Raw genomic sequence first — 19,783 nt, 5'->3', positions numbered from 1 at the left:
GCTAACCCGTGGGTAACCCCTAGTCGGCGATCGCAACGGCACACAGCAATGGTGGTTGAGAGTCCAAGAACCGATATGACCACTGACGCGTTCGTGACGGCGACGGGGACGCACGTTCCGGCCGTGACGGCGGAGACGATGCGCAATGTCGACCGGGTTGCCGTCGAGGGCGTGGGACTACAGTTACTCCAGATGATGGAGAACGCGGGCCGAACGCTGGCCCATCGAGTCGCTGCGACAGGTGAGGAGCCGGCCGTGGTCGTGGCCGGAAACGGCGGCAACGGCGGTGGCGGGTTGGCGTGTGCTCGACACCTCCACAACCACGACTTTCGAGTGGCTGTCGTCCTCGACTGCGACCCCGACTCGTTATCCGGAGCCGCGGCACAGCAGTATCGGATTCTCGACGCCACGGATATCCCGGTCAAGATCGGAGTCGAGGAACTGGCGGCGTTCGATCGGATCGGCGTCGTCGTCGACGCGCTCGTCGGTTACGGCCTCGACGGCCCGCTCCGCGATCCGGCACGGGGCCTCGTCGAGGAAACGAACCGACGCGGATCGAGAGTCGTCTCCCTCGACGTACCCTCCGGTATCGACGCCACGACCGGAGAGACACTCGGGGCAGCCGTCCACCCGGAGACGACGGTCACGCTCGCGTTACCGAAGACGGGACTCCGAACCTGTCCGGGACAGCTCGTTCTCGCCGACATCGGCATTCCGCGGGTCGTGTACGACCGCCTCGACATCGCGTACGACGACCCGTTCGGCCGAGAGTGGTGGATCGAACTGGCGACTGGAGACTGATTATTCGCTGAGTTACAGGTTCGAAAAGGTCAAGACCGACCCCTGATCAGTCGTCGGAGTGGACGGTCTGCAACCCTTCGAGTGCGTCCTTGACCGCTGAAAAGTCCGGTTGCACGGTGGGAACGTCGGTGCTCCACGCGTACCGAATCGTCCCGTCGGTGTCGACGACGAAGGCCGAACGCTTCGCGATCCGTTTGTGGCCGTTGAACTCCTCGTAGAACACGTCGTAGGATTCGGCGACGCTCCCGTCGCTATCCGAGAGGAGGGCGAAGGTCAGTTCTTCGGTCTCCGCGAACGCTCGATGGCTGAACGAGCGATCCGTGGAGATACCGAACACCGTCACTCGGTCGTCGAGGTCGAACCACAGCAGATCGTGGAGCGAGCACATGTGTTCGGTACATTCGGGGTGGAAATCGAACAGGTAGAAGTTGATGATCACCGGCCCTCGCTGGAGCGCGTCGGCAAGCGAGTACTCCGACATCTCGCTCGCGTCTCGATCCATCGCGGTTCCGGGCAACGTGAACTCCGGTGCAGCGGTGCCTTCGGGGAGCATCGCGATCAGGCCCCCTCGGGCGGCTGGTCGCTCCGGCCGGGCACGCCGCGGCCCTGGAAGAAGTCGCCGGCCCAGTTGCCGATCCAGATGTCCTGATTCGACGTGTACAGCGCCCACGCCGTGGTGAACGTGTCGTCGACGACCGTCCACTCGTCGGCGCCGGTGTCGTACTCGACGGCGTCGTTGTACACGGCGGCCTGTCCGTACTCGCCGCCGGCGGCCGGCGGGAGCGGGAGCGTGAACTCGGCACCCTCGTCGCGGCTGTTCGGGCGTTCGGCCCGTTGCAGTCGCCCGCGGTTGAACGTCTCGTTGAAGTAGCGGGCGTACACCGCCTGCACGTCGAGATCGAGGAGTGCGTCGGCGGCGTTGAGACCGCCGGTCACGTCGCCCGCGTCACGCGACGTGATTCGGTAGGTGGAGGCGTCGGGACTGGTGGCGAAGGTGCCCGCGTCCTCGTCCCAGAGTTCGTCGAGCAGGTAGCCGAGAACGCTCTCCGCGGTGTCGCGGTGATCGACGCCGTCGATCTGGGAAGCCCAGAGGAGCCCCTGTCCGACCGCGCCCTGCGTCGCCGCTCCGTTGGCCGCGCCGTCGGCCACGTATCCGTTGCCCTCGAGGTGGGCGTCGACCTCAGCCGCCAGATCGTCGGCGTAGCTCGCGGCGGCAGCACGCAGGTCGTCGCCTCCTGCGTGGGTTCCGTACCAGCCGACGGCCCCGAGCATCTGGCCGAGATCCCGCGTCGATCCCATCTCGACGACATCCGAGGGATCGAAGAGGTTCATCGTCGTCTGCGCCATCCCGTCGGTCAGTTGCTGGATCTTCCCGTTCGGAATCAGCGGTTCCGGGTTCACGTAGCCGAACCACCCGTTCCCCGCGAGGCTCGTGAGATCCGACAGGAACCAGAGCATCGCCGAATGATGGTTGGGCCGGGATGTCTCGTCGACGACCGTGCCGTCACTCGGTCGGAACTCGGAGACGAGTTCGAGTGAGTCGCCTTTCGTGAGCGCTCCGTTGCCGTCCGGGCCGCCGGCGATGAGTGTCGCGTTCGTCCCGATCTGGGCGAGGGTGGTGAGCATCTGCGCGCGGAACTTCGCCGCAATTCCCGGTGGAAGCGTCTCGAAGTGTTTCTGGAAGTTCTTCGCCCACGTCACACCCTTGAGGTGCGTCCACGCGACGGAGGAAGGACTCACGACCTTCGAGGACTTCGACATGTCCCACGTCAGCGTCGCGGCGTCGGGTCGCCCATCGCCGGAATCGAAGACGGGCTGTTGGGTGAAGTGGGGGTCGCCCTCCGTGAACGCGGCCATGTTCAGGTTGGGATTCTTGATCGGCGGCTTGTCGACGTCCGCATGCTGGAGCATCCCCGGCACTCGCTGGTCGAACGCCTGCTGTTGCTCCTCGTTGTGCGGGAACTGGACGCCGTTACCGCTCATGGCGATGTTGGTACTCATGTTGTACAGGGAGTACCAGTAGGAGTCCCAGGTGGCGTCCTGCCACGCGTACGCGTTCGCCCCCCCACCCTCGCTGGTGACGATGCCCGCCACGTCGAGGAGTCGGGTGAGCGACTGGGCGGCGGCGCTCAGTTCGATGTCGTCGACGGCCGTCGTTCCCGGCCCACCCTGTGGCTGACCGACGACGACGAGACCGACCATCCCGAGTCCCTCGTGCGGGCGACAGAAGTAGTTGTAGACGCCCGGTGTGTCGAAGGTGTGTTCGAAAGATTCTCCTGCGGAAAGAATCCCGGAATCGAAGGAAGTCGCCCCCTCTGGAATCCGGAGTGACCGGTCGAAGTCGGGGTGATACGCCGTGATCGAGTGCGATCCCTCGGCGATGTTCCACGTCACGGTCGCGCCCTGTTCGACCCAGACGACGGCCGGCGTGTTCACGTGCTGGCCGGCGCCCTGGTCGGACGAAAGCATCGTCGCCTCCACCGTCGCCGACGACTGGAGGTCGTCGGGTCCCCCGAGTTGATCCGCACCAAGGGGGTTGGTTCCGGACGCTTCCGTCGCCGTGGCCGTCGACGTTGCGGTCGACGTGGGAGTCGTCGTCGCCGTCGAGGTGGCATCTGAGCCTTGCTGACTGTTACAACCCGCTAGTGCGCCGATCGCTGCGGCCCCACCGAGACGGAGGAGCGTGCGTCGGTCGATGTCGTTGATTAGCATAACTATTCGAAACTTAGTTTCTTCTCGTAATGAATCTCGGACAACCGCGGGCTCAGCAAGTAACGCACGTGTAACCCGGTGAGTGGCCGATCACCGTGGATGGTAAGAATGCGGAAAGAAACGACCGACTGTGTCGGGCATGACTCGACTATCCCCGTCTGCGTAGCTCCGGAGATTCCTATGCGACCGACGACTCGTCGTCGGGTTCCGTGAGATGTTCGAGGCCCCAGTCGCGCATCGCGAAGATCACCGGCTCGAGAGAGCGACCGTGATCCGTGAGCGAGTACTGCACCCGTACGGGTTTTTCGCTGATGATCTCGCGGTCGACGAGTTGCTTCTCTTCGAGGTCGTCGAGGCTACTCGAAAGCACTTTGCTCGAAATGCCGTCGACGTCGGCTTTGAGTTCGTTGAACCCGCTGGGGCCGTGTTCGAGCAGTCGGTGAACGATCACTGGGTGCCATTTCTTGCAGATGAGAGACGCCGTCGTCGTGACTGGACACCAGTCCTCGCCGGCACACCACACCTCGAGCTGTTTGGCAGCAGCCCCTTCTTTTGTCTCGTTGCTCATGTCCACCTCGTACGGGCGGGGATAATATAATAGTTACCTGTAGAAATCAGGTAACGTGCCGTGATTTGATTCCGAGATGGCTGAGCAGGCAACGGATCAGCCGATACTAGCTGGATTGGTGATCCTCGCTGGGACAAAAAATGGGGGACAGGGTTCGACTACAGCGACGGGGGGAACGTGAGCACGTTGCGGATACCACCGCTCTGCGCACCGGTAACTCCGCGAACCTGCCCTTCACCCCACTCGTCGTGGAACAGGTCACAGTTGAACGCGACCGGCATGTCCAGTGGCAGGATTGGGTGTTCAGATTCGTACCGGATCACGATGGGGTCCTCGTTGTCTCCCATCTTGATGTTGTAGTGGCCGTAGGCTAGCGTGCCGCCGGCTCCGATATCGAAGCCGTCGCTCCCGCCGTAACTCCCGCCCAGCGTCGTGTCTTCGGTGATCGAAACGATCCAGCCACCGTCTCTGACTTTCCCGGCCAGCATCTCGTCGCGATTGGTCGCCCCGTCGTCGTGATTGTTCGGCATCGCTCGCCCCGACACCACGTACGCGTTGTAACCTACGTCGGGATCCTGGTAGAACGGATTCAGCACGGCCGAACCGTCGGTACTCTCCTCCGGTTCGAACAGGCCCACGTCTCCCTCGAACGTCAGTCCGAAGCGCTCCTCGTAGAACGCCTCTGCCGCTCGCCGATCCGCGTCGATGGCTTCCTCGTCTCGCCCCATGATCTCGCGCTGGAAGCGCTCCGCGTTCTCGACGACGCTCCAGTCGCCCTCGACGAGTGGTTCGGCGAGATAGACCAGTACGTGGTCGAATCCGCCGAGATTCGGTGGAGTCAGCGTCTTCGCACCGCCGTAGTTCCCGATCCGTCCGGGATTGTTACTGTCGCCGCCGCCGGCAGCATCGGCCCGATCGGCGCTCACGGTTCCGCTCGTGCCGAGTCCGAGCGCACCCGCGATACCGACCGTTCCGATGGTCTTGAGTGTGTTGCGTCGATCCATTGGTTGCTCCGCGTGGCCCGACTCTGCACGTATTGGGCCACAATACCACGTCACACACCACTATTATATTTCATCTGTATCACATTTGTAAGGTAGTAACCGATTCGTCACTCGATCACCATTTGGTTGATACGTTACCCCGACCTCACCGCATCTACTCTCTCACGACGTGTTCGACGCCCCACTCGTGGATGCGGTCGACGATGGGGGCGAAGTCACGACCGCGGTCCGTCACCGCGTACTCGACGCGCACCGGCTTCTCGCTCACGATGTGGCGTTCGACGAGTTCGTGTTCCGTCTCGAGTCGATCGAGGCTGTCCGACAGGACCTTCGACGATATGTGATCGATCTCTCCTTTCAGTTCGCCGAATCCCATTGCTCCCTCCGTCAGCAGCTGGTAGAGGATGACCAAGTGCCACTTGCGTCCAAGCAGGTTTGCCATGGAAATGAGCGTCTCCTGTGACTGGCTCGGTGTAACGACCGATGTCGATTTCGTCTCACTCGATTCCGAGTGTGTACTCATGAGTGTCTGTGAGGACCCGTTATCGGTGGTCGGGGTTCGGCCGGTGAATCTGACGAGTTATACACGAACTGTCGTACACGGCTGTACAACTCGACCGGGAACTCCTTACTATTCTGTGAGTGTGAAGAGGGACTTCCAACACGAGTAACCTATTTATGTTGGTAGCGTGCGTCGGGAGAAATCGAGGGAAGGCACGACGGACGGCCCGGCGTTAGAGGGTGCCTCTGCGGTCGGACGTTTCGGGTCGTGGCCGTCGCCCGCCGGACGTTCGACCTGATTAGCGCAGGAAGTCGGCCAGTTCGTCGCGGTAGGCGTCCGGCCGATCTTCCATCACCCAGTGGTTTGCGTCGTCCAGCCCGATCAGTTCGGCCGCCTGGATATCCGCTTGCAAGCGCTCGGCCCACTCGATGGACTGGAACTGATCGTCCGCCCCCCACAGGAGGAGCGTCCGGGCTTCGATCGTTTCCGGATCGATCTCGGTCGTGTGATTCGTGTTCGTCGAGATCGCGTTTCGAACGAGAGAGGTTACACCCGCTTCGGAGTTCCACGGCGCAGTCATGCCATCGAGGAACGCGTCGCTGTGCTCTGACCCGGAGAGCGTATCTCGAAAGAGGTCGTCGAGCATCGCCTGCAACTCCTCCACGCCGGTTTCTCGGGCCGTCTCGGGAAGTCCCAAGTCGGTGATCAACTGGATCGGCCAGGAGTCGTACGCGATGGAGTTCGACAGGACAAGCTCGTCGACAGCATCCCGATGGTGGGCCGCGTATCGAAGGAACACGCCGCCACCGAGGTCGTGACCGACCAGCGAGGGGGTTTCGACATCAAGCGCCGACAGCAGTCCCGTTATCATCTCCTCCTGTGCGCGGATCGATCTATCGAACCCATCGAACATCGACGAGTTGCCGTATCCGATCATGTCCGGCACGATGACGCGGCGTTCCGCCGCGATCGGCCCGATCACGTCCCGCCACAGGTAGGAGTTCGTCGGAATCCCGTGGAGAAAGACGACGGGATCGCCCGATCCCTCGTCGTAGTAGGCGACGTCGAGTTCGTGTCCGTCGACCGTGACGGTCGCCGTCTCCTGCGCTGCAGTCCACCCCGCGTAGCTTGGCATCCTGAATCACCCATCGGTACATTCCAGTTCTGCCGACAAACGCTTCTTGCCTATAGGGATAGGTATCACGACCGCCGTCCATTCTGTAGTGACGGACTCGACGGTCCGATCACGTGTCGTCGACGGCGGCGTCGAAGAGAGCCGTAAACACCTTGGATTGAGCCGCCCGGAGGTGCTGGCTGAACGTCGGCTGAGCGATTCCCAACGCGTCGGCACACTCTTGCGCCGCACTTTCGCGCGGCCACGCGAAGTAGCCGCTCAGATACGCCGTTCGAAGTACTTCGTACTGTTTCTCGGTAAGTCGGTCTGCGAGGATGGTATGGACGCCCGATTTCGTTCGAACGGGTGGAGACTGGTCACGTTCTCTCTTGGCGAGAAACTCCGAGTCCGGATGGCGTGTCCGAAACGTCTCGACGACGGTTCGAACGGCGACGTGAGCTGGAACAGTTGCGACGACACGGCCGACGCCGCCCGCGGCCGAAACGTCACGAGTGATCGCTCCGGTATCGGCGAGCGTCGCGGTGACACACGGCCCAGAGACGACGAACTGGAAGAGATTGCCGTCGGGACCGTTCCTGACGAGACGAGCCTCTGCGATTGCAGATTCGCTCGCAGCCATGTCGAGGACGTCCTCCGGAGGCGTTTCACGGACGCTGAAGTATTGAAGCAGATCCCCATCCGCGCGATGGATCAACTCCTCGAGTCGGATGAGACAGTCGGTTTCGGCCGAGAGACGAACGAAAAAACAGTTTCTGTCCCGCACCTCCAATTCGATCTCCGTTATTGGAGTCTCGACGGGTTCCTGAACGGTCATAGCCGGCCTTCAATGACCGCGTTGATAGGCATTCGTCTGTCGTGTGTCTGTTTCGAACACTCGTTCGCCGCACATACGGAACCGACGGGAACGGATGGAACCGTCGTGGCTCCCCTTGTGCACTGCACCACCGAACGACGTAGCCAAAACGGGATCGGTACACGTAGGCCGTCACTTCGGTGACAGTGTTCTCCTCGTCGGACGGGGACTTTTCTACCGCGGATCCTGATGGGATTGGCTCGAAACTCGTGTCCGCGGATGAGAACTATAGGGTGAAACTGCTGCTCTCAGAACGCCGATTTCCCTCGTGTCAGGGCCAGCAAGGGACTTCGTTCACCGCGTGAACGAGCGCCTGCAGCGCCCATCGCCGATTTCTCGGTCGTAATCGCACGACGACGATGGGGTGATCGTCGATATCACCCTCTCGGAGTGCAATGTCATTAATTTCGTTCGGTCACCGAACGGTTCCGACCGACGGCGGTTTCGTCCTCTGGTTCGCCGTCTCTACGGCGTGGCGCATGGCTGCTAATCATTGGGTCGTTGACCATCACTCGGTCACGAGCAACTGGGTCCCAACAAAATCGGGCGGTGCTGGTCACGGGAACGCGACACTACATAATTAATGGAAACGAGTATAGAACACGCTCGGTCGTCCTGCCCTCGAATCAGTCGAACTCGGGGACGAAATCCTCTGCGAGTTCGGCAGCGAGTTCACTACCAGTGAGCCAGGTGATTTGCTCGTCGTCGAATCCGTAGTTCGGAAGTAGCGATTCGGCTGCTTCGCCGAGTGGGATATCGTTCGTGACGACGAGAACTCGATCGCCAGCCCCATCAAGCAGGGTTTCGAGCGCCAGTCCCACGATTTCCGTATCCGCTTTCTCGACGATGTCCTCCGATCGATCACTGGAGTTCGCGATGAAGTTCCGTGCCCGATCCATCACCGTTGAGACGTCCGAGTCCGAATAGGCCGGACTTTCGGTAACCTTCATCCACCCCTCCTGTACTGCCTCGTCGACAGGAGACCGATCAGGAGAATACGCGTCGAGTGCGGGATCACCAGTCACCTCGGCATATACTTGTGGTGAGATCCGGAAGATCGCATCACGCTGACGGGCCTCGCGGGCGAGTGCTTGGAACCCCGTACTGTCACGTCGACCGCAACTGATGAGAACCGACGAATCGACGAAGACGACCTCTCCGTCGCGTTCCATACCGGATCAGTCCTCGACGACGGGGCGGAGTGCATCCAGAATGACGCCTGCTTCCAAGGGAGAGAGTTCCTGTTCACGAGCCATAATCCGGTGTGTGACGGACCCGTCGGCGTATTCGCGGGCGTAGTCGAGTGCGACGGCGAGCCCGTCGAGCCCGTGGCGGTCGATGTACGTATCGACGTCGTCATCCCGCATTCGACGGGCGGTCGCCTCGACTAGCTCCGGCGTGATTCGTCGTTCGGCATCGCCCGCGACCAGTTGGAGGTCGATCTCGTGAGCCGTATATTCCGCCGGCCGTCCGTCGTTCGACTGTTCGACGAAGCCCGCGGCTTCGAGGTCGTCGACGTATTCGTAGACCGTTCGCTGTGGGAGATCGAGCGTCCCGACGACATCCTGGATCGTCGTCGCCGGATGATGGTCGATATAGGTGTAGATCCACGCTTTTCGCGGATTCCCGAGGAGCGCGAACACCTCGCCACCAGTATCGAGTGGAGTATCCCAGTTTGCTTCTCTCGTCGCCATCAGTAGTAGCAAATTGCACGCAAATTGCAATAAGTCTTGTTGAGATGGAGTCGTCACTGACATCAGGTTTCTACGAGCGCGTGGAGGGCTATCGTACGACTGTGACATCTTCCCGGCAGTGATTTTCAGTGTTCAGCGCTCTTCGATTTCGACCGTTTCAGGCACAGCAAGGGACTTCGTTCGTCAAGCGTACAAGCGCCTGCAGCGCCCATCGCCGATTTTTCGTTCGTGATCGCACGACAGCGACGGGGTGAACATTGGTGTCGTCGTCTCTGGGTGCACTGCCGTTAATTTCGTTCAGTCACTGAACGATTCCGATCGGCGGTTATTTTCTCCTCTGGTTCGCTGCCTTTACCGCGTGGCGCATGGCTGCTAATCATTGGGTCGTTGACCATCACTCGGTCACGAGCAACTGGGTCCCAGCAACTTCGAGAACTGGGAGTGGTTGGTAACGGAACTCCATACTGTCGCCGAGTGGTGGTTTCGACGTAGGGGATCGGAGATACTTGGGATAGTACCTGAAAACGAGGTACCCCAGTCGTAGTTCGATCGTCGGATCAACTGGCAGTTGTTAATTACGGGTGTTCCACATTCAGAAACTACTAGTAGACTCGACGCTGGCTGTTCCTGCCAGGAGAATCACCAGATAGCAGTAGATCTGGACGATATGAAAATGAACCGATGCCCGTGCTGAATCCACTCTTTCTGGGTGTTTTAGAGGCGCTATTACCTACTCAGCATAGCATTACTGAATTCGCGTAGAATTCGTTACGGGTTGTGTTGGGAGTCTTCGCCGGCTGTGATTCGCGTTCCCCGGTTCGGGGACAGGACACACAGCCGCCAGAAAATCAATCGCTCAGTGAGTACGCACTCGGCCAGGCCGCGCCACGCTGCCACACTGGCCAACCGGTCGGGAATTGACAGCCAGATAGCATCGACACCTAGCTCTGACAGTCGTGTCGGACCCGCTCGTCACCGATTGGTGAACTCGACGCTGTTGACATCCTCCCCGCGCTAAAGGGCGAGGATTCCTCTGTTGGGGGTTCGGCTACTGGCCCACAGAGGCAACTTGCGGGTTTGTGCGCACTTCTTTGGGACTTTCGTGAGGGTGTGGTTTCCCCGACCAGTCGTGATCGTCCCACTCGAATCGCACGGGCCGTGCCATCGGCCTGACTTCCGTATCGCTGTTTGCTCGAAGGAACGTCTCTGACGCCGTGAGGTCTGCGTGTCCCTCGAATCCGCATGGACACGTCAGCGTATCCCCATGGCGAACTGTCTCCTCGTGGTCGCCACACTCGGGACACGTCTGACTCGTCCACGCTTCCGACTCGACTTCAAGGCTGATCCCGTATTCCTCACAGACGCACGCGAGACGGTGGACGAACTTCTTGAACGCCCAGAAGTTGTGCGTCTTCTCGTTCACCCTGACCGACCAGTGCGTTTCCAGCACGTCGGTCAAGTCGCCCACGTACACTGTCGCCACGCCCTCGTCGTACAGTCGTTCAACGAGGTCGCGCACCAGCGCGTTCTGTGCGTGGTCACGGCGCTTCGTTCGCTGTCGGTACAGGCGTTGAATCCGCTCGGAACTGTAGCGCCCCTCGCGGAGTTTCGACTGTAGGCGGGCGATTTCGTCTGTCGTCTCGTAGAACCGTCCGAACAATTCTCGACCGTCGTAGAGGTACTGCTGGCCGGTCGTGGTGGTACAGGCGACGAGATTGTTCGCGCCAACGTCGAGGGCGGCTTCTTCCGAAGCCAGTGGTGAATCCAGTCGAGAATCAGGTACGGTGACTGGTTGAAAAGCCCTGAACGTGCCGCTAACCTCGTCGTACTCAAGTTCCAGACGACCCTGTTTGCCGTCCCACTTCGGGTTGCCTCGGACTTCGAGGCGGAGTCGTTCGTGGTAGCCGAGTCCGTATTCGTCTTTCAGTTCTTGCCCGACAGGAATTTCGAGACGACTACGCTTCCCCCACTGAACCGTGTACTGGTTACACCGAATATAGGTGCGGAGTTCGCGTTCGTCCGCCTCGTTGCCCCAGTACGACGGCGGGTTGGCGTCCTCGTCTTTCTCCTTGAGAGCGAAGAACGACCGCCACGCTTCGCTGTTCTTGCGCGTGACTTGTTGAACAGTCGCGCTTCCGACGACACCGTTGTAGCGCCCTCGGTATTCGGACGTGTCCCACACGTCACCGTCTCTGAAGTAGTTCTGACGGCGTTCGTAGGTCAGTTCGTTCCACAGGGAGGCGGAGGCATTGAGTAGCCGTAGGAGGCACTCTTTGTCGTTCTCGGACTGTGGAACGACCTCGAAGGTGTTGACGCGCTTCATGCGTCCCCACCTTCCTGTTCAGCGATGTAGCGTTCGACAGCTCCCTTCGAGGCGCTTCCCGCTGTTCCGACGTAGTACGAGCCAGTCCACTTCACGCGGTCGGCGTAGCGTTGGTTGTACTTCCGCGCGGAGATGCCCTTGACCCAGTTGACGATGAGGGACGGGGCGTTCTTGGGTGGACTCCCGATGACCAAGTGTACGTGGTCGGGCATGACCTCCGACTCGGCCAGTTCGAGGTCTTTGTCTTCACAGATTTTCGCGAAGATGGTTTCGAGACGTTCCTTCGTCTTCCCCGTCAGGTTCGAACATCGGTATTTTGGCACGAACACTATGTGGTAGTAGAGTTCGTATTTCGCGTGACGGGTACTCTTCACCATCTATGTATACTATCACGGTCGGACAGATTGAAGATTGCGTTGGAACCCCGTCTATGCCATCGTTGGCGGTTGAATACTGTTGGTCGGCTTCATCCCCGTCCTGAAGGACGAGGCTTTCGCCTCGATTTTCCGTAATATCCGCTCAAGTATTACAGTACGTTGTATACTCTGCATCGAACTCTCGTGGCGGTGGTTGCTGGAATTGTGGACCCATGTCCTTCGATGTATAGGGGTTTTCCAACACGGTCAGTAACCTCTTGAATTTGGATAGATACCGGGTTTCGAGATACTCATCCAGTGCCTCTTCAACTAGGTAGTTGCGGGGGATATACCGCGGATTGGCTTCCTGCATCAACTCCTCATCCAGGCCGACAGCAGCCAACTTATTCCTAAGCCGTTCGAATTCTGCAGTTGCAAACGCTGGGTCATCAAACGTACCGGGCGTCTCTAATTCGAGGAACGTATTGGTATAGTCTGCGTTCGATTTGCGAAGCCACTCCAAGAATTCATCGACGAGTTCTTTCTCGCCATCTGAGTTGATCCCCAGTTTCCTCCGCATCATCGTGTAGTATTGCGCGTCAAATCGATCCTCGAACTCGTCTAGTTTGCCTTCGATTTCATCATACGTGAGCGCTGACTGTGTACACAGCGGTTGGAGTGCCTCTGCGAACCGTTCGAGATTCCACCGCAAGATGGGTCGCTGGTTTCCGAATGCATATCGCCCGTGCTTATCGATTGAGCTGAACACCGTCTCCTCATTATAGTAATTCATGAAGGCACAGGGTCCGTAATCAAATGTTTCTCCATCGATACTCATATTGTCCGTATTCATGACGCCATGAATGAATCCGACACGTAACCAGTCAACGACCATCTCGATCGACGACTGCATGACTGCATCGAAGAACTCTAGGTACGTACGATCTTTTTCATTTAATTGCGGGTAGTGCCGGTCAATAACGTAGTCAGTGAATCGCCGTAGTTCGTCGGATGCCTGGCCTGCAACGTACTGGAAGGTCCCGTATCGAATGTGACTGTTCATCACTCGGACAAGGGTGGCTCCAGGTTCTGTCTGTCGTCGTTCGACTGCTTCGTCAGTTTCGACGACTGCCAGAATTCTCGATGTTTTGATGTTTAGATTCTGCATCGCATATGAATACAGATACTCTCTGAGCATCGAGCTGACAGTTGCGTTGCCATCGCCTCTTCCGGAGTACGGCGTTCGACCGGATCCTTTCAGTTGAATATCGTATCTATTACCATCGTGCACATGTTCGCCGAGTATCATCGCTCTCCCATCGCCCAAGACGGTAAAACTTCCATACTGGTGGCCTGCATATGCTTGGGCGATTGGTTCTTCCAAACGGTCCTGGCCTGCTAGAATCTTAGCATTGAGCTTCGTTATATCCAATCCAAGATCAGCACATAGCCCGTCATTAAGAAACAAAATTTTGGGATTAGCGATACTTTTGGGCGTTACTCTCGAATAGAGGTTCGAGTCTAAATCCTTGTAAGTGGTATCAAATGAAAAGACCATTTGATTTCATATGTTGTCATGTTGCTTGCTTCAAGAATCTTGTCTTTGGAAATATTAATCATCGATCGATTAGAGAGGTTCAAATTGGCGTGTACTGCATAGACGCTCTGTATCGGTCACGCCTCTACTGGCAGACGATGAGGAGATCGGAACGGCGGCGCTGCATACAGTGCGCGAATGCAGCACGGAGTCCACTATACACACCAGATTTATTCGACTCCCAAGTCTCTCTGGTGATATGAGTACAGACATCGACGACCCCGGCGACGAGGAGCCCACACTACCGGTCAACATTTCACTATCGCTTGGCGAGAGCGGCGACATGTGGGTCGCTCGTGACGAAGACACCGGTGTCACGTCACAAGGACAGACCCGAGAGGCCGCGCTCGAAAACCTTGACGAGGCCGTTGTCGGCTATCACGGTGCCGGAGAGTCACCGAGCGACGAGGAGCTCCGTGCGATGGGGATTGACCCGAAACAGAACACCTCCGGGTCGCTGGACGAGTCTGACGTGTTCCAGTGACCGCATGGCACACGGACCGTTTTCCGGCAAGGAGATCGTGAAGGTGATGGTGAACAGCGGTATCTACGAGTGGGACCGAACGAACGGGGACCACGCGATTCTCCGCTGGGAACCGCCCGCAGACCACGATTCGGACGCGCGCACTGTTCCGGTCCCGCTGCATGACGAGGTCGATATGGGGACCTTGCGGAGCATCGCCGAGCAGGCCGGCGCAAAGGATTTCGAAGAATTCTGTGCGTGGATCGAGCGTAATAGTTATAGTAGCGATTGAAAGTCATTACACAGCCGATCGCAGTACTGCGTACGGTCGGCTGTGCAAACAGTTTCAATCGCTACTATAGCTCATACTGGTCTGACGTGGTCCAGTGATGACTGACTGCTGAATAGACGCTCTATATCGGTCAACTCGTTATTGGCAGAAATCGAGTAATTAACGAAGGCTCTGCTACATAGACAGCGCGTATCTCGCACACTACTGCGATCAGAACAGATCGGAAGAATCGGCCAATACGGAAAGCTGTGTAGTGCGTTGTGCGCCAACCGACTTCGTGAATTTTACAAATCGCCGTTAGTTGGCACCCGATGAACGGGAGGCTGCTATGACCGAGAGCTCCAGCTTCAGTATTGATGGGCCAGACACGCTTCGGGGTGCGTTGATACTTTTTATTGTGGGCCTTGGGATCACCGGTTACGGTGCGTACGACTATGTTCAGCAGTCCGATGCAATGCGGAATGCCGCTGAAGTTGATGCCACCATCACCGAGGTGGATGTTGTAACCGAAAGCTCCGTTGGTGGAGCAGCAGGAGGCGAAATCAGTTACGAGCCTCGGGTCGAGTTCAGGTACAAATATCAGGGCACGACATACACCGGAACGAACGTCTTTCCCGCTGATATCAACCCCGAATACGACAAGTCGAACGCCGAGGCAGTCATCGACGAGTATGAAGAAGGGGAGTCCGTCACCGCGTATGTCGATTCAACAGACCCGGATCACGCGTTCTTGAAGAACAAAACGTCGAACCAGCCGCTAATAGCCGCCGGAATCGGTGCTATGATTTCAGTTTTGGGAGCTGTATCGGCCCTGAAAAAGTACCGGACGAACTGAATGGTCGCGTTAACTTTGGCATCGATTCCACCAGACGGCGAGGGCTTGGAGCCACGATTCTGCGGTCGTCGGCTCCACGTGGCTGAACGTATTTGAAAACGAAGAGGTTCGTCGTTTTACTTCTCTAAATAGACGTTCGACAGCATTCCGATTGCCATGGAGTTCGTATCTGCAATCGAGGCCGTGTCGATCGAGGGCAGTTTGGAGCCACTGAGCATCGTCGACGAGAAACACGGCGGTTTCGACGTCGTGTTTCTCGCGTAATTCGCTCAGAAATATTCGGTTAGACCGGTCGTATACGTGCTAAAGAGCCGGATATGAAGGAATGTGTTCGTTTCAGGATCGATGGCGGCGTACAGCCAGTATTGCTGATCGTTGATTCGAATCACAGTTTCGTCGAGTGCAACGTGATTCGGGCTCGCACCGCCTTCGGGCTGTAGATCGGCCTTCTGCACCCAGTTGTGGACGGCCGTTCGAGAGCGTTCGACACCCAACCTCTCAAGAATCGAGATGGTATTCGAAAGTGATAGTCCTGCCACGTGCATCTGAATACCGAGTCGCATCGCGAACTCGGGTGTCCGCTGACGCTCCACAAAATCTAATTCGATCCAGTCGCTATCGTCGCTGAGGCGTGTGATTTCTGGCATAGAGCACTACGAAATCATCACGCCTCACTCTTCACGCTTAATTTGACACGACCGATGCCGGCACGAAAGAACTCTTCAGTCTCCGCGACCCGGTCCAGCAGTCGGCCAACGGCTTGGCGATACATCTCCCGCATTTGTTCGATGGAGAGGTCTCGCACATGCTCGCGATGGGCGTGGCCGAGTGGTGTATAGACCGGCACACCACATCTGGATGCGTAGTGTGCCGAATATCTTGGCTTTACACTGAATCTGCCGGACTGTAACTCACCGGCCGCCGAACTCAGTCTTCCAGTCCGAAATCTGCGAGCGAGTGTGTGTGATGCCAGAAGGCCACCACTTCATCGACATCGAACGTGAGGACACCATCGGTCAATTCGATCGTGATGACACCCTCTTCAATCTCCGTATCATGGAGATGCATCTCCAGTGGTTCGTCGAATTCTGAGACTGCGAGCATCAGTTCTCCCTTTGCATCGAGTTCCGATTGTAGCTCTGCTGTTTCTACTACCATTGCATTAACTAATGTAAGTTGTGAAAATGTAAATATATATTATCGTCTTCAAAATCCTATTTTCGCCGTAACGTTTTATTACCTGGATTTTCGAGGGTATTCGTCCACCAGTATCTATTGTCTTGGCCGGATCAGGCGAACCTGGCTTTGATGTGCGGCGTACTGCATTCGCGGGCAGTATCTTGCATTCATTACTAGTCTGGCATCCTTGATCTATGTGACCGCTCAGTCGACCACAGAGCGCGATGGATCGTATTTCAACCCAGCCGGCAGATCCGGTCGGATATCTTGCGATTCTCGCGGCGTTGGTGACGGGCGTAATCCACCTCCTGTTAGGACCACGCGTGATGGGATTCAGTCAACTGATGGGAATCCTGTTTATTCTGAACGGGCTCGGGTTCCTCGGTGGGATCGCACTGTACGTCACATCGTACTGGCGTCGAGAACTGTATCTCGTAGCCGCCGGCTACGCCATTATCACGATTATCGCGCTATTTGCTTTCCAGGGCGTTAGCCTTGATGCATTCTACATGGGTAAGTCGCTTAATCACATGGCTGTCGGCTCGAAAGTTGCAGAACTCGTTGTCGCAGTCTGTGTTGGGTATCTGTACACCCAAACTACTCCCTGACTACAGGTATTACCGTCCGAGTCCGCTCGAAGCCCCGGTCAGAACGTTGCTGTACTGGATGGAGATGCCGCTCTCAGTGATCGGGCCGTCGCTCACGCGTCACCTCAGCGATCCCAGCATTCGCGGAACAGCTGGGACAGGCATATACACGTCCGTTTTCGTCACCGAACACTCGCGCAAACTGCTCGGAAACGTGTTCGTCACAGGTTTCACAGACTGGCATATCCTGTGTCCTCCAGGGCTATTTAGTGGGATCCTCCAGTCCTGTGGATCCGTCGAGCGTTTGCTGCGAGCGTCTGATACTCGGCAGCAGCAGCATTGAGCGAACGCGTCCCGTCGAGATTGGCTGGCTCCCGCTTCGCACCGGCGACGCCCCGCACCGCGTCACCGACGCGCTCGAAGTTGTCCGCGACGATATCCTGGACGAGCGTCGGGATCCCAGCACGGTCACACAGTTCGCCTGCAGCGGCCGGGCCGATCCACAGCCGGTCCGCCCTTCCGTCGACAAGTACCAGCGCGAACGGCGGATCGTCGAACTGGGCCGCGAGGAGCTGCTGTGCAGCGTCGTTGTTCCACTTGACGACGCCAATTTCGGGGAGTTGTCGGAGTGCCGTCGCTGCTGCCGAACAGAAAGGACACTCCCCATCAAAAATGAGGACTGCCTCGTAGGCTGGCTCTGCGTGATCCGTGTCGACCGTTTCAGTCGACTGTGTATCATTCGTACTCATGATCTGTCTACGAGTCCAATTTTGAGTTGCCGGGTGGCCGGTTGTTGGCCGCCCTGAACTCCAGAAAGTCGTCGTACTGGTCGACGACGACGGTCGTATCGGTTCGTGGCTTCGCAGTGCAGGGCAGGATGTAGCCAGCCTCGTCGTCCTCGTCGTAGTACCGACGCGCGTTCGGGTGGACAACGTCGCCGTCGACGAGGCGGGCGGCACAGGTGGTACACCAGCCCTGCTGGCAGTCGGCCGGCAGCCACACACCCGCCGAACGCGCGGCCGTGAGGATCGTCTCGTCCGCGCCGACTTCGAGGTCGTACGTCTCACCGGCCTCGTCCAGCGACGAATCCTCGGGAACGACGATCGTGACAGTCCACGTTTCGTTCGACGATCGTGTCATCACAGGGGAAGATGGGGTTGGGAGCGCCGACGACCGGGATCAGGCCGAGTCGTTGAACCGGTTGTTCGTCGAGTAGGGGGCGTCGCCCGGTTCGCCGCGGGCGAAGTGACCGGCCGGGTTGATTTCGTCGTCCCGTTCCTTGCTCAGTAGCTCGATGAACCAGGCTTCGTGGTCCATCTCCTCGTTGAGGATTCGCTGGGCCATGTCGTAGGTGCGCGGGTCGGCACCGCGAGTCATGTCACAGATCTCGCTCCATGTCCGGATGGCACACCGCTCTGCCTCCAGCAGCACCTCCAGAATATCCTCGACCTCCAGGTCGGACGTGTCGAACCCGCCGTTGTCGTCCATCGGCGTCGGCACTTCAGCGTCGGGACAGGACGCGCGATCCGCGAAGTCACGGATGTCGTTCGGAAGCGATCCCTCTAGCTCGTAGATCCGGGGCACGACCAGCTCGAAGTGGGCTCGATCTTCGAGACGGGCGTCCTCGGTGATCTCCTTGTAGTCTTCCTCGCCGGCGAGGTGCATCCGGAGGTTCGTGTAGTAGTAGTACGTCGTGAACTCCGCCCCGATGGCATCGATCAGTTTCTCGCGGAGTTCCTCGGGGTCGACACCACGCTCGCGAATCACTTCGGCCCCGACTCGTTTGCTCGTGTCGCCCGGTTCCACCGAACCGCTGCCGTGTTCTTTCCCGTCGGACATCGCATTCCTACGTACTCCGGGAGTAGCAATCAAACTTGGTTTAGCAATAACCAACTATCTGTATCAAATAGTTACTTGAGTCCGAAATGACGGTGTTTTTGTCTTAGAAGTGATTAGCTTTAGATGAAAATGACCGGTGAGGCCGTGAGGATCGACGAGACCCGTGAGTTCGAGTTCGTCCTCCAGTTCGAGTCGGGGACCGACGAGTTGATGGACATCTTCCGGCAGTACGAGAGTCTCTCACTGTGGTCGTCCGCGATTTTCGTGAATGACAATCATATGTGGCGACTCGATCACGCCAAGGGAACCGACGAAGCGCTGAGCGCGTTCGACGGGGTGTTCCTCGACGAGACCCGCTGTAACGAGTGCTTTGATGTCGACAATTGTGATACGGCGCGCTAGTATCAGGTCCTTGATCGCCAGGAGACGAGTCGAACGATCTACACCCTCCGTCGGGAGATCAAGAAATGTCACTCACTCCCACGTTTTGTTCTCGATCACGTCCAAGAGGGGACCGTGTTCGAGTCCCGCCGCGTCGGCGACGAGTACCGCTGGCGCGTCCTCTTTCCTGGCGACTATCCGATCGGTGATGTGTATGACACGATGGAATCCCACCTTCGCGATGGAGTATCGCTCTCGGTATCGCACATCACCAGTGCCGGCAATTGGAACGCCACCGAGCGGATCGCCACGGACTTCTCGCCGGAGCACTGGCAAGTGTTGAAAACCGCAGTCACGCATGGTTACTACGAACGACCGCGGGAAGTGTCCGTCTCCGATCTGGCGTCAATACTCGACGAACCTCGTTCGACGGTCCAGTATCGGCTTCGGACTGCCGAAGACCGCATTGTGTCGCAGTTTGTCGAGCAGACACTCTAATGGGGGCAATAGAAGGGAGATAGCTCCATATGCATTGATCGGTCTCAGCCCGAGCCACGTAGCAATCGTCCGGTTCTGACTCACCAGGTTCGTTCTAGTGGTATCTGAGTTTTCGTGTCGGTTCACGCGGAATCCCAACACCCGCATTCTGGGCTTCGCATTTA

Annotated in this window: 23 protein-coding genes and 2 pseudogenes; 6 read left to right on the top strand and 19 right to left on the bottom strand. The window is 58.1% G+C overall.

The annotated features are described in order from the left end of the window. The first annotated feature begins 75 nt into the window (after positions 1-75). Positions 76-801, top strand: coding sequence for an NAD(P)H-hydrate epimerase (locus EI982_RS03455; protein ID WP_157688148.1), 726 nt, complete (start codon positions 76-78; stop codon positions 799-801). A 46-nt stretch (positions 802-847) separates the two neighbouring features. On the opposite strand, the gene EI982_RS03450 is transcribed toward EI982_RS03455, so the two are convergent. The 12 genes from EI982_RS03450 to EI982_RS03395 form a co-directional block, all read right to left on the bottom strand. Next, positions 848-1,354: a redoxin domain-containing protein gene (locus EI982_RS03450; RefSeq protein ID WP_157688147.1), complete on the bottom strand. Its 507-nt coding sequence runs from the start codon at positions 1,352-1,354 to the stop codon at positions 848-850. Positions 1,355-1,359: 5 nt separating this feature from the next. After that, positions 1,360-3,513 (bottom strand): cupredoxin domain-containing protein, encoded by a 2,154-nt coding sequence (locus EI982_RS03445; protein ID WP_157688146.1) that lies wholly within the window; start codon positions 3,511-3,513, stop codon positions 1,360-1,362. Between the two features lie 178 nt (positions 3,514-3,691). Further along, the gene (locus tag EI982_RS03440; protein ID WP_157688145.1) at positions 3,692-4,081 is read right to left on the bottom strand and encodes a winged helix-turn-helix transcriptional regulator; all 390 of its coding nucleotides are present in this window, start codon (positions 4,079-4,081) and stop codon (positions 3,692-3,694) included. A gap of 158 nt (positions 4,082-4,239) precedes the next feature. After that, positions 4,240-5,085 (bottom strand): hypothetical protein, encoded by an 846-nt coding sequence (locus EI982_RS03435; protein ID WP_157688144.1) that lies wholly within the window; start codon positions 5,083-5,085, stop codon positions 4,240-4,242. A gap of 154 nt (positions 5,086-5,239) precedes the next feature. Further along, positions 5,240-5,527, bottom strand: coding sequence for a winged helix-turn-helix transcriptional regulator (locus EI982_RS03430; protein ID WP_233255281.1), 288 nt, complete (start codon positions 5,525-5,527; stop codon positions 5,240-5,242). 358 nt (positions 5,528-5,885) lie between these two features. Next, positions 5,886-6,722 (bottom strand): alpha/beta fold hydrolase, encoded by an 837-nt coding sequence (locus EI982_RS03425; protein WP_157688142.1) that lies wholly within the window; start codon positions 6,720-6,722, stop codon positions 5,886-5,888. 109 nt (positions 6,723-6,831) lie between these two features. Beyond that, positions 6,832-7,536 (bottom strand): bacterio-opsin activator domain-containing protein, encoded by a 705-nt coding sequence (locus EI982_RS03420; RefSeq protein WP_157688141.1) that lies wholly within the window; start codon positions 7,534-7,536, stop codon positions 6,832-6,834. Between the two features lie 665 nt (positions 7,537-8,201). Next, positions 8,202-8,747, bottom strand: a complete 546-nt coding sequence (locus tag EI982_RS03415; RefSeq protein WP_157688140.1) for a PIN domain-containing protein — start codon at positions 8,745-8,747, stop codon at positions 8,202-8,204. Between the two features lie 6 nt (positions 8,748-8,753). After that, positions 8,754-9,269, bottom strand: a complete 516-nt coding sequence (locus tag EI982_RS03410; RefSeq protein WP_157688139.1) for a DUF7437 domain-containing protein — start codon at positions 9,267-9,269, stop codon at positions 8,754-8,756. A gap of 1,048 nt (positions 9,270-10,317) precedes the next feature. Then, the gene (locus EI982_RS03405; protein ID WP_157688138.1) at positions 10,318-11,592 is read right to left on the bottom strand and encodes an RNA-guided endonuclease InsQ/TnpB family protein; all 1,275 of its coding nucleotides are present in this window, start codon (positions 11,590-11,592) and stop codon (positions 10,318-10,320) included. Next, entirely contained in the window at positions 11,589-11,969 is a 381-nt protein-coding gene (gene tnpA / locus EI982_RS03400; RefSeq protein ID WP_157688137.1) for an IS200/IS605 family transposase, read from the bottom strand. Before tnpA ends, EI982_RS03405 begins: the two co-directional genes overlap by 4 nt. Before the next feature lie 142 nt (positions 11,970-12,111). Further along, a complete protein-coding gene (locus EI982_RS03395) occupies positions 12,112-13,506 on the bottom strand; it encodes a protein adenylyltransferase SelO (RefSeq protein WP_157688136.1) in 1,395 nt (464 codons plus the stop codon). 238 nt (positions 13,507-13,744) lie between these two features. Between EI982_RS03395 and EI982_RS03390 the strand changes: the two genes are divergently transcribed. The 3 genes from EI982_RS03390 to EI982_RS03380 all read left to right on the top strand — a co-directional run bounded on the left by EI982_RS03390 (position 13,745) and on the right by EI982_RS03380 (position 15,135). Continuing rightward, complete coding sequence (locus tag EI982_RS03390; protein WP_157688135.1) at positions 13,745-14,029, top strand: type II toxin-antitoxin system HicB family antitoxin; 285 nt, start codon at positions 13,745-13,747, stop codon at positions 14,027-14,029. A gap of 4 nt (positions 14,030-14,033) precedes the next feature. Beyond that, a complete protein-coding gene (locus EI982_RS03385; protein WP_157688134.1) occupies positions 14,034-14,300 on the top strand; it encodes a type II toxin-antitoxin system HicA family toxin in 267 nt (88 codons plus the stop codon). 328 nt (positions 14,301-14,628) lie between these two features. Continuing rightward, positions 14,629-15,135 carry a DUF3592 domain-containing protein gene (locus tag EI982_RS03380; RefSeq protein ID WP_157688133.1) on the top strand — a complete coding sequence of 169 codons (507 nt, stop codon included), beginning with the start codon at positions 14,629-14,631 and terminating at the stop codon, positions 15,133-15,135. A gap of 9 nt (positions 15,136-15,144) precedes the next feature. On the opposite strand, the pseudogene EI982_RS03375 reads toward EI982_RS03380, so the two are convergent. The 3 genes and pseudogenes from EI982_RS03375 to EI982_RS03365 all read right to left on the bottom strand — a co-directional run bounded on the left by EI982_RS03375 (position 15,145) and on the right by EI982_RS03365 (position 16,293). After that, a pseudogene (locus EI982_RS03375) lies at positions 15,145-15,782 on the bottom strand (IS6 family transposase). Positions 15,783-15,799: 17 nt separating this feature from the next. Next, on the bottom strand, positions 15,800-15,982 hold the full coding sequence (locus EI982_RS03370) for a hypothetical protein (protein WP_199243717.1): 183 nt from the start codon (positions 15,980-15,982) through the stop codon (positions 15,800-15,802). Positions 15,983-16,062: 80 nt separating this feature from the next. Further along, entirely contained in the window at positions 16,063-16,293 is a 231-nt protein-coding gene (locus tag EI982_RS03365) for a hypothetical protein (protein WP_157688132.1), read from the bottom strand. Positions 16,294-16,538: 245 nt separating this feature from the next. Here EI982_RS03365 and EI982_RS03360 point away from each other — a divergent pair, with 245 nt between their 5' ends. Beyond that, positions 16,539-16,922, top strand: coding sequence for a DUF7475 family protein (locus EI982_RS03360; protein WP_157688131.1), 384 nt, complete (start codon positions 16,539-16,541; stop codon positions 16,920-16,922). Between the two features lie 73 nt (positions 16,923-16,995). On the opposite strand, the gene EI982_RS19210 is transcribed toward EI982_RS03360, so the two are convergent. Genes EI982_RS19210 through dps form a run of 4 tightly spaced genes read right to left on the bottom strand, consistent with a single transcriptional unit; the run spans position 16,996 to position 18,740 of the window. Then, positions 16,996-17,145 carry a DUF7563 family protein gene (locus tag EI982_RS19210; protein ID WP_420191847.1) on the bottom strand — a complete coding sequence of 50 codons (150 nt, stop codon included), beginning with the start codon at positions 17,143-17,145 and terminating at the stop codon, positions 16,996-16,998. A 22-nt stretch (positions 17,146-17,167) separates the two neighbouring features. Further along, positions 17,168-17,650, bottom strand: coding sequence for a thiol-disulfide oxidoreductase DCC family protein (locus EI982_RS03355; protein ID WP_157688130.1), 483 nt, complete (start codon positions 17,648-17,650; stop codon positions 17,168-17,170). Positions 17,651-17,657: 7 nt separating this feature from the next. Then, entirely contained in the window at positions 17,658-18,041 is a 384-nt protein-coding gene (locus tag EI982_RS03350) for a 2Fe-2S iron-sulfur cluster-binding protein (protein ID WP_157688129.1), read from the bottom strand. 39 nt (positions 18,042-18,080) lie between these two features. Next, complete coding sequence (gene dps / locus EI982_RS03345) at positions 18,081-18,740, bottom strand: DNA protection during starvation protein (protein ID WP_157688128.1); 660 nt, start codon at positions 18,738-18,740, stop codon at positions 18,081-18,083. 129 nt (positions 18,741-18,869) lie between these two features. Here dps and EI982_RS03340 point away from each other — a divergent pair. Continuing rightward, a pseudogene (locus tag EI982_RS03340) lies at positions 18,870-19,619 on the top strand (helix-turn-helix domain-containing protein). Positions 19,620-19,783: the final 164 nt, after the last annotated feature.

Source organism: Haloplanus salinarum (genome assembly GCF_009762275.1).
Classification (GTDB): Archaea; Halobacteriota; Halobacteria; order Halobacteriales; family Haloferacaceae; genus Haloplanus; species Haloplanus salinarum.
Note: the sequence above shows the minus strand (reverse complement) of the source record. Positions and strands in the feature narration are given on the sequence as shown.

Coding starts and splice junctions, on each gene's coding strand:
- EI982_RS03415 (WP_157688140.1), bottom strand. CDS start 8,747: ATGGAACGCGACGGAGAGGTCGTCTTCGTCGATTCGTCGGTTCTCATC.
- EI982_RS03450 (WP_157688147.1), bottom strand. CDS start 1,354: ATGCTCCCCGAAGGCACCGCTGCACCGGAGTTCACGTTGCCCGGAACC.
- tnpA (WP_157688137.1), bottom strand. CDS start 11,969: ATGGTGAAGAGTACCCGTCACGCGAAATACGAACTCTACTACCACATA.
- EI982_RS03355 (WP_157688130.1), bottom strand. CDS start 17,650: ATGAGTACGAATGATACACAGTCGACTGAAACGGTCGACACGGATCAC.
- EI982_RS03425 (WP_157688142.1), bottom strand. CDS start 6,722: ATGCCAAGCTACGCGGGGTGGACTGCAGCGCAGGAGACGGCGACCGTC.
- EI982_RS03440 (WP_157688145.1), bottom strand. CDS start 4,081: ATGAGCAACGAGACAAAAGAAGGGGCTGCTGCCAAACAGCTCGAGGTG.
- dps (WP_157688128.1), bottom strand. CDS start 18,740: ATGTCCGACGGGAAAGAACACGGCAGCGGTTCGGTGGAACCGGGCGAC.
- EI982_RS03435 (WP_157688144.1), bottom strand. CDS start 5,085: ATGGATCGACGCAACACACTCAAGACCATCGGAACGGTCGGTATCGCG.
- EI982_RS03455 (WP_157688148.1), top strand. CDS start 76: ATGACCACTGACGCGTTCGTGACGGCGACGGGGACGCACGTTCCGGCC.
- EI982_RS03410 (WP_157688139.1), bottom strand. CDS start 9,269: ATGGCGACGAGAGAAGCAAACTGGGATACTCCACTCGATACTGGTGGC.
- EI982_RS19210 (WP_420191847.1), bottom strand. CDS start 17,145: ATGCCAGTCTGTGAAACCTGTGACGAACACGTTTCCGAGCAGTTTGCG.
- EI982_RS03430 (WP_233255281.1), bottom strand. CDS start 5,527: ATGGCAAACCTGCTTGGACGCAAGTGGCACTTGGTCATCCTCTACCAG.
- EI982_RS03360 (WP_157688131.1), top strand. CDS start 16,539: ATGGATCGTATTTCAACCCAGCCGGCAGATCCGGTCGGATATCTTGCG.
- EI982_RS03390 (WP_157688135.1), top strand. CDS start 13,745: ATGAGTACAGACATCGACGACCCCGGCGACGAGGAGCCCACACTACCG.
- EI982_RS03405 (WP_157688138.1), bottom strand. CDS start 11,592: ATGAAGCGCGTCAACACCTTCGAGGTCGTTCCACAGTCCGAGAACGAC.
- EI982_RS03385 (WP_157688134.1), top strand. CDS start 14,034: ATGGCACACGGACCGTTTTCCGGCAAGGAGATCGTGAAGGTGATGGTG.
- EI982_RS03445 (WP_157688146.1), bottom strand. CDS start 3,513: ATGCTAATCAACGACATCGACCGACGCACGCTCCTCCGTCTCGGTGGG.
- EI982_RS03350 (WP_157688129.1), bottom strand. CDS start 18,041: ATGACACGATCGTCGAACGAAACGTGGACTGTCACGATCGTCGTTCCC.
- EI982_RS03380 (WP_157688133.1), top strand. CDS start 14,629: ATGACCGAGAGCTCCAGCTTCAGTATTGATGGGCCAGACACGCTTCGG.
- EI982_RS03395 (WP_157688136.1), bottom strand. CDS start 13,506: ATGGTCTTTTCATTTGATACCACTTACAAGGATTTAGACTCGAACCTC.
- EI982_RS03365 (WP_157688132.1), bottom strand. CDS start 16,293: ATGGTAGTAGAAACAGCAGAGCTACAATCGGAACTCGATGCAAAGGGA.
- EI982_RS03420 (WP_157688141.1), bottom strand. CDS start 7,536: ATGACCGTTCAGGAACCCGTCGAGACTCCAATAACGGAGATCGAATTG.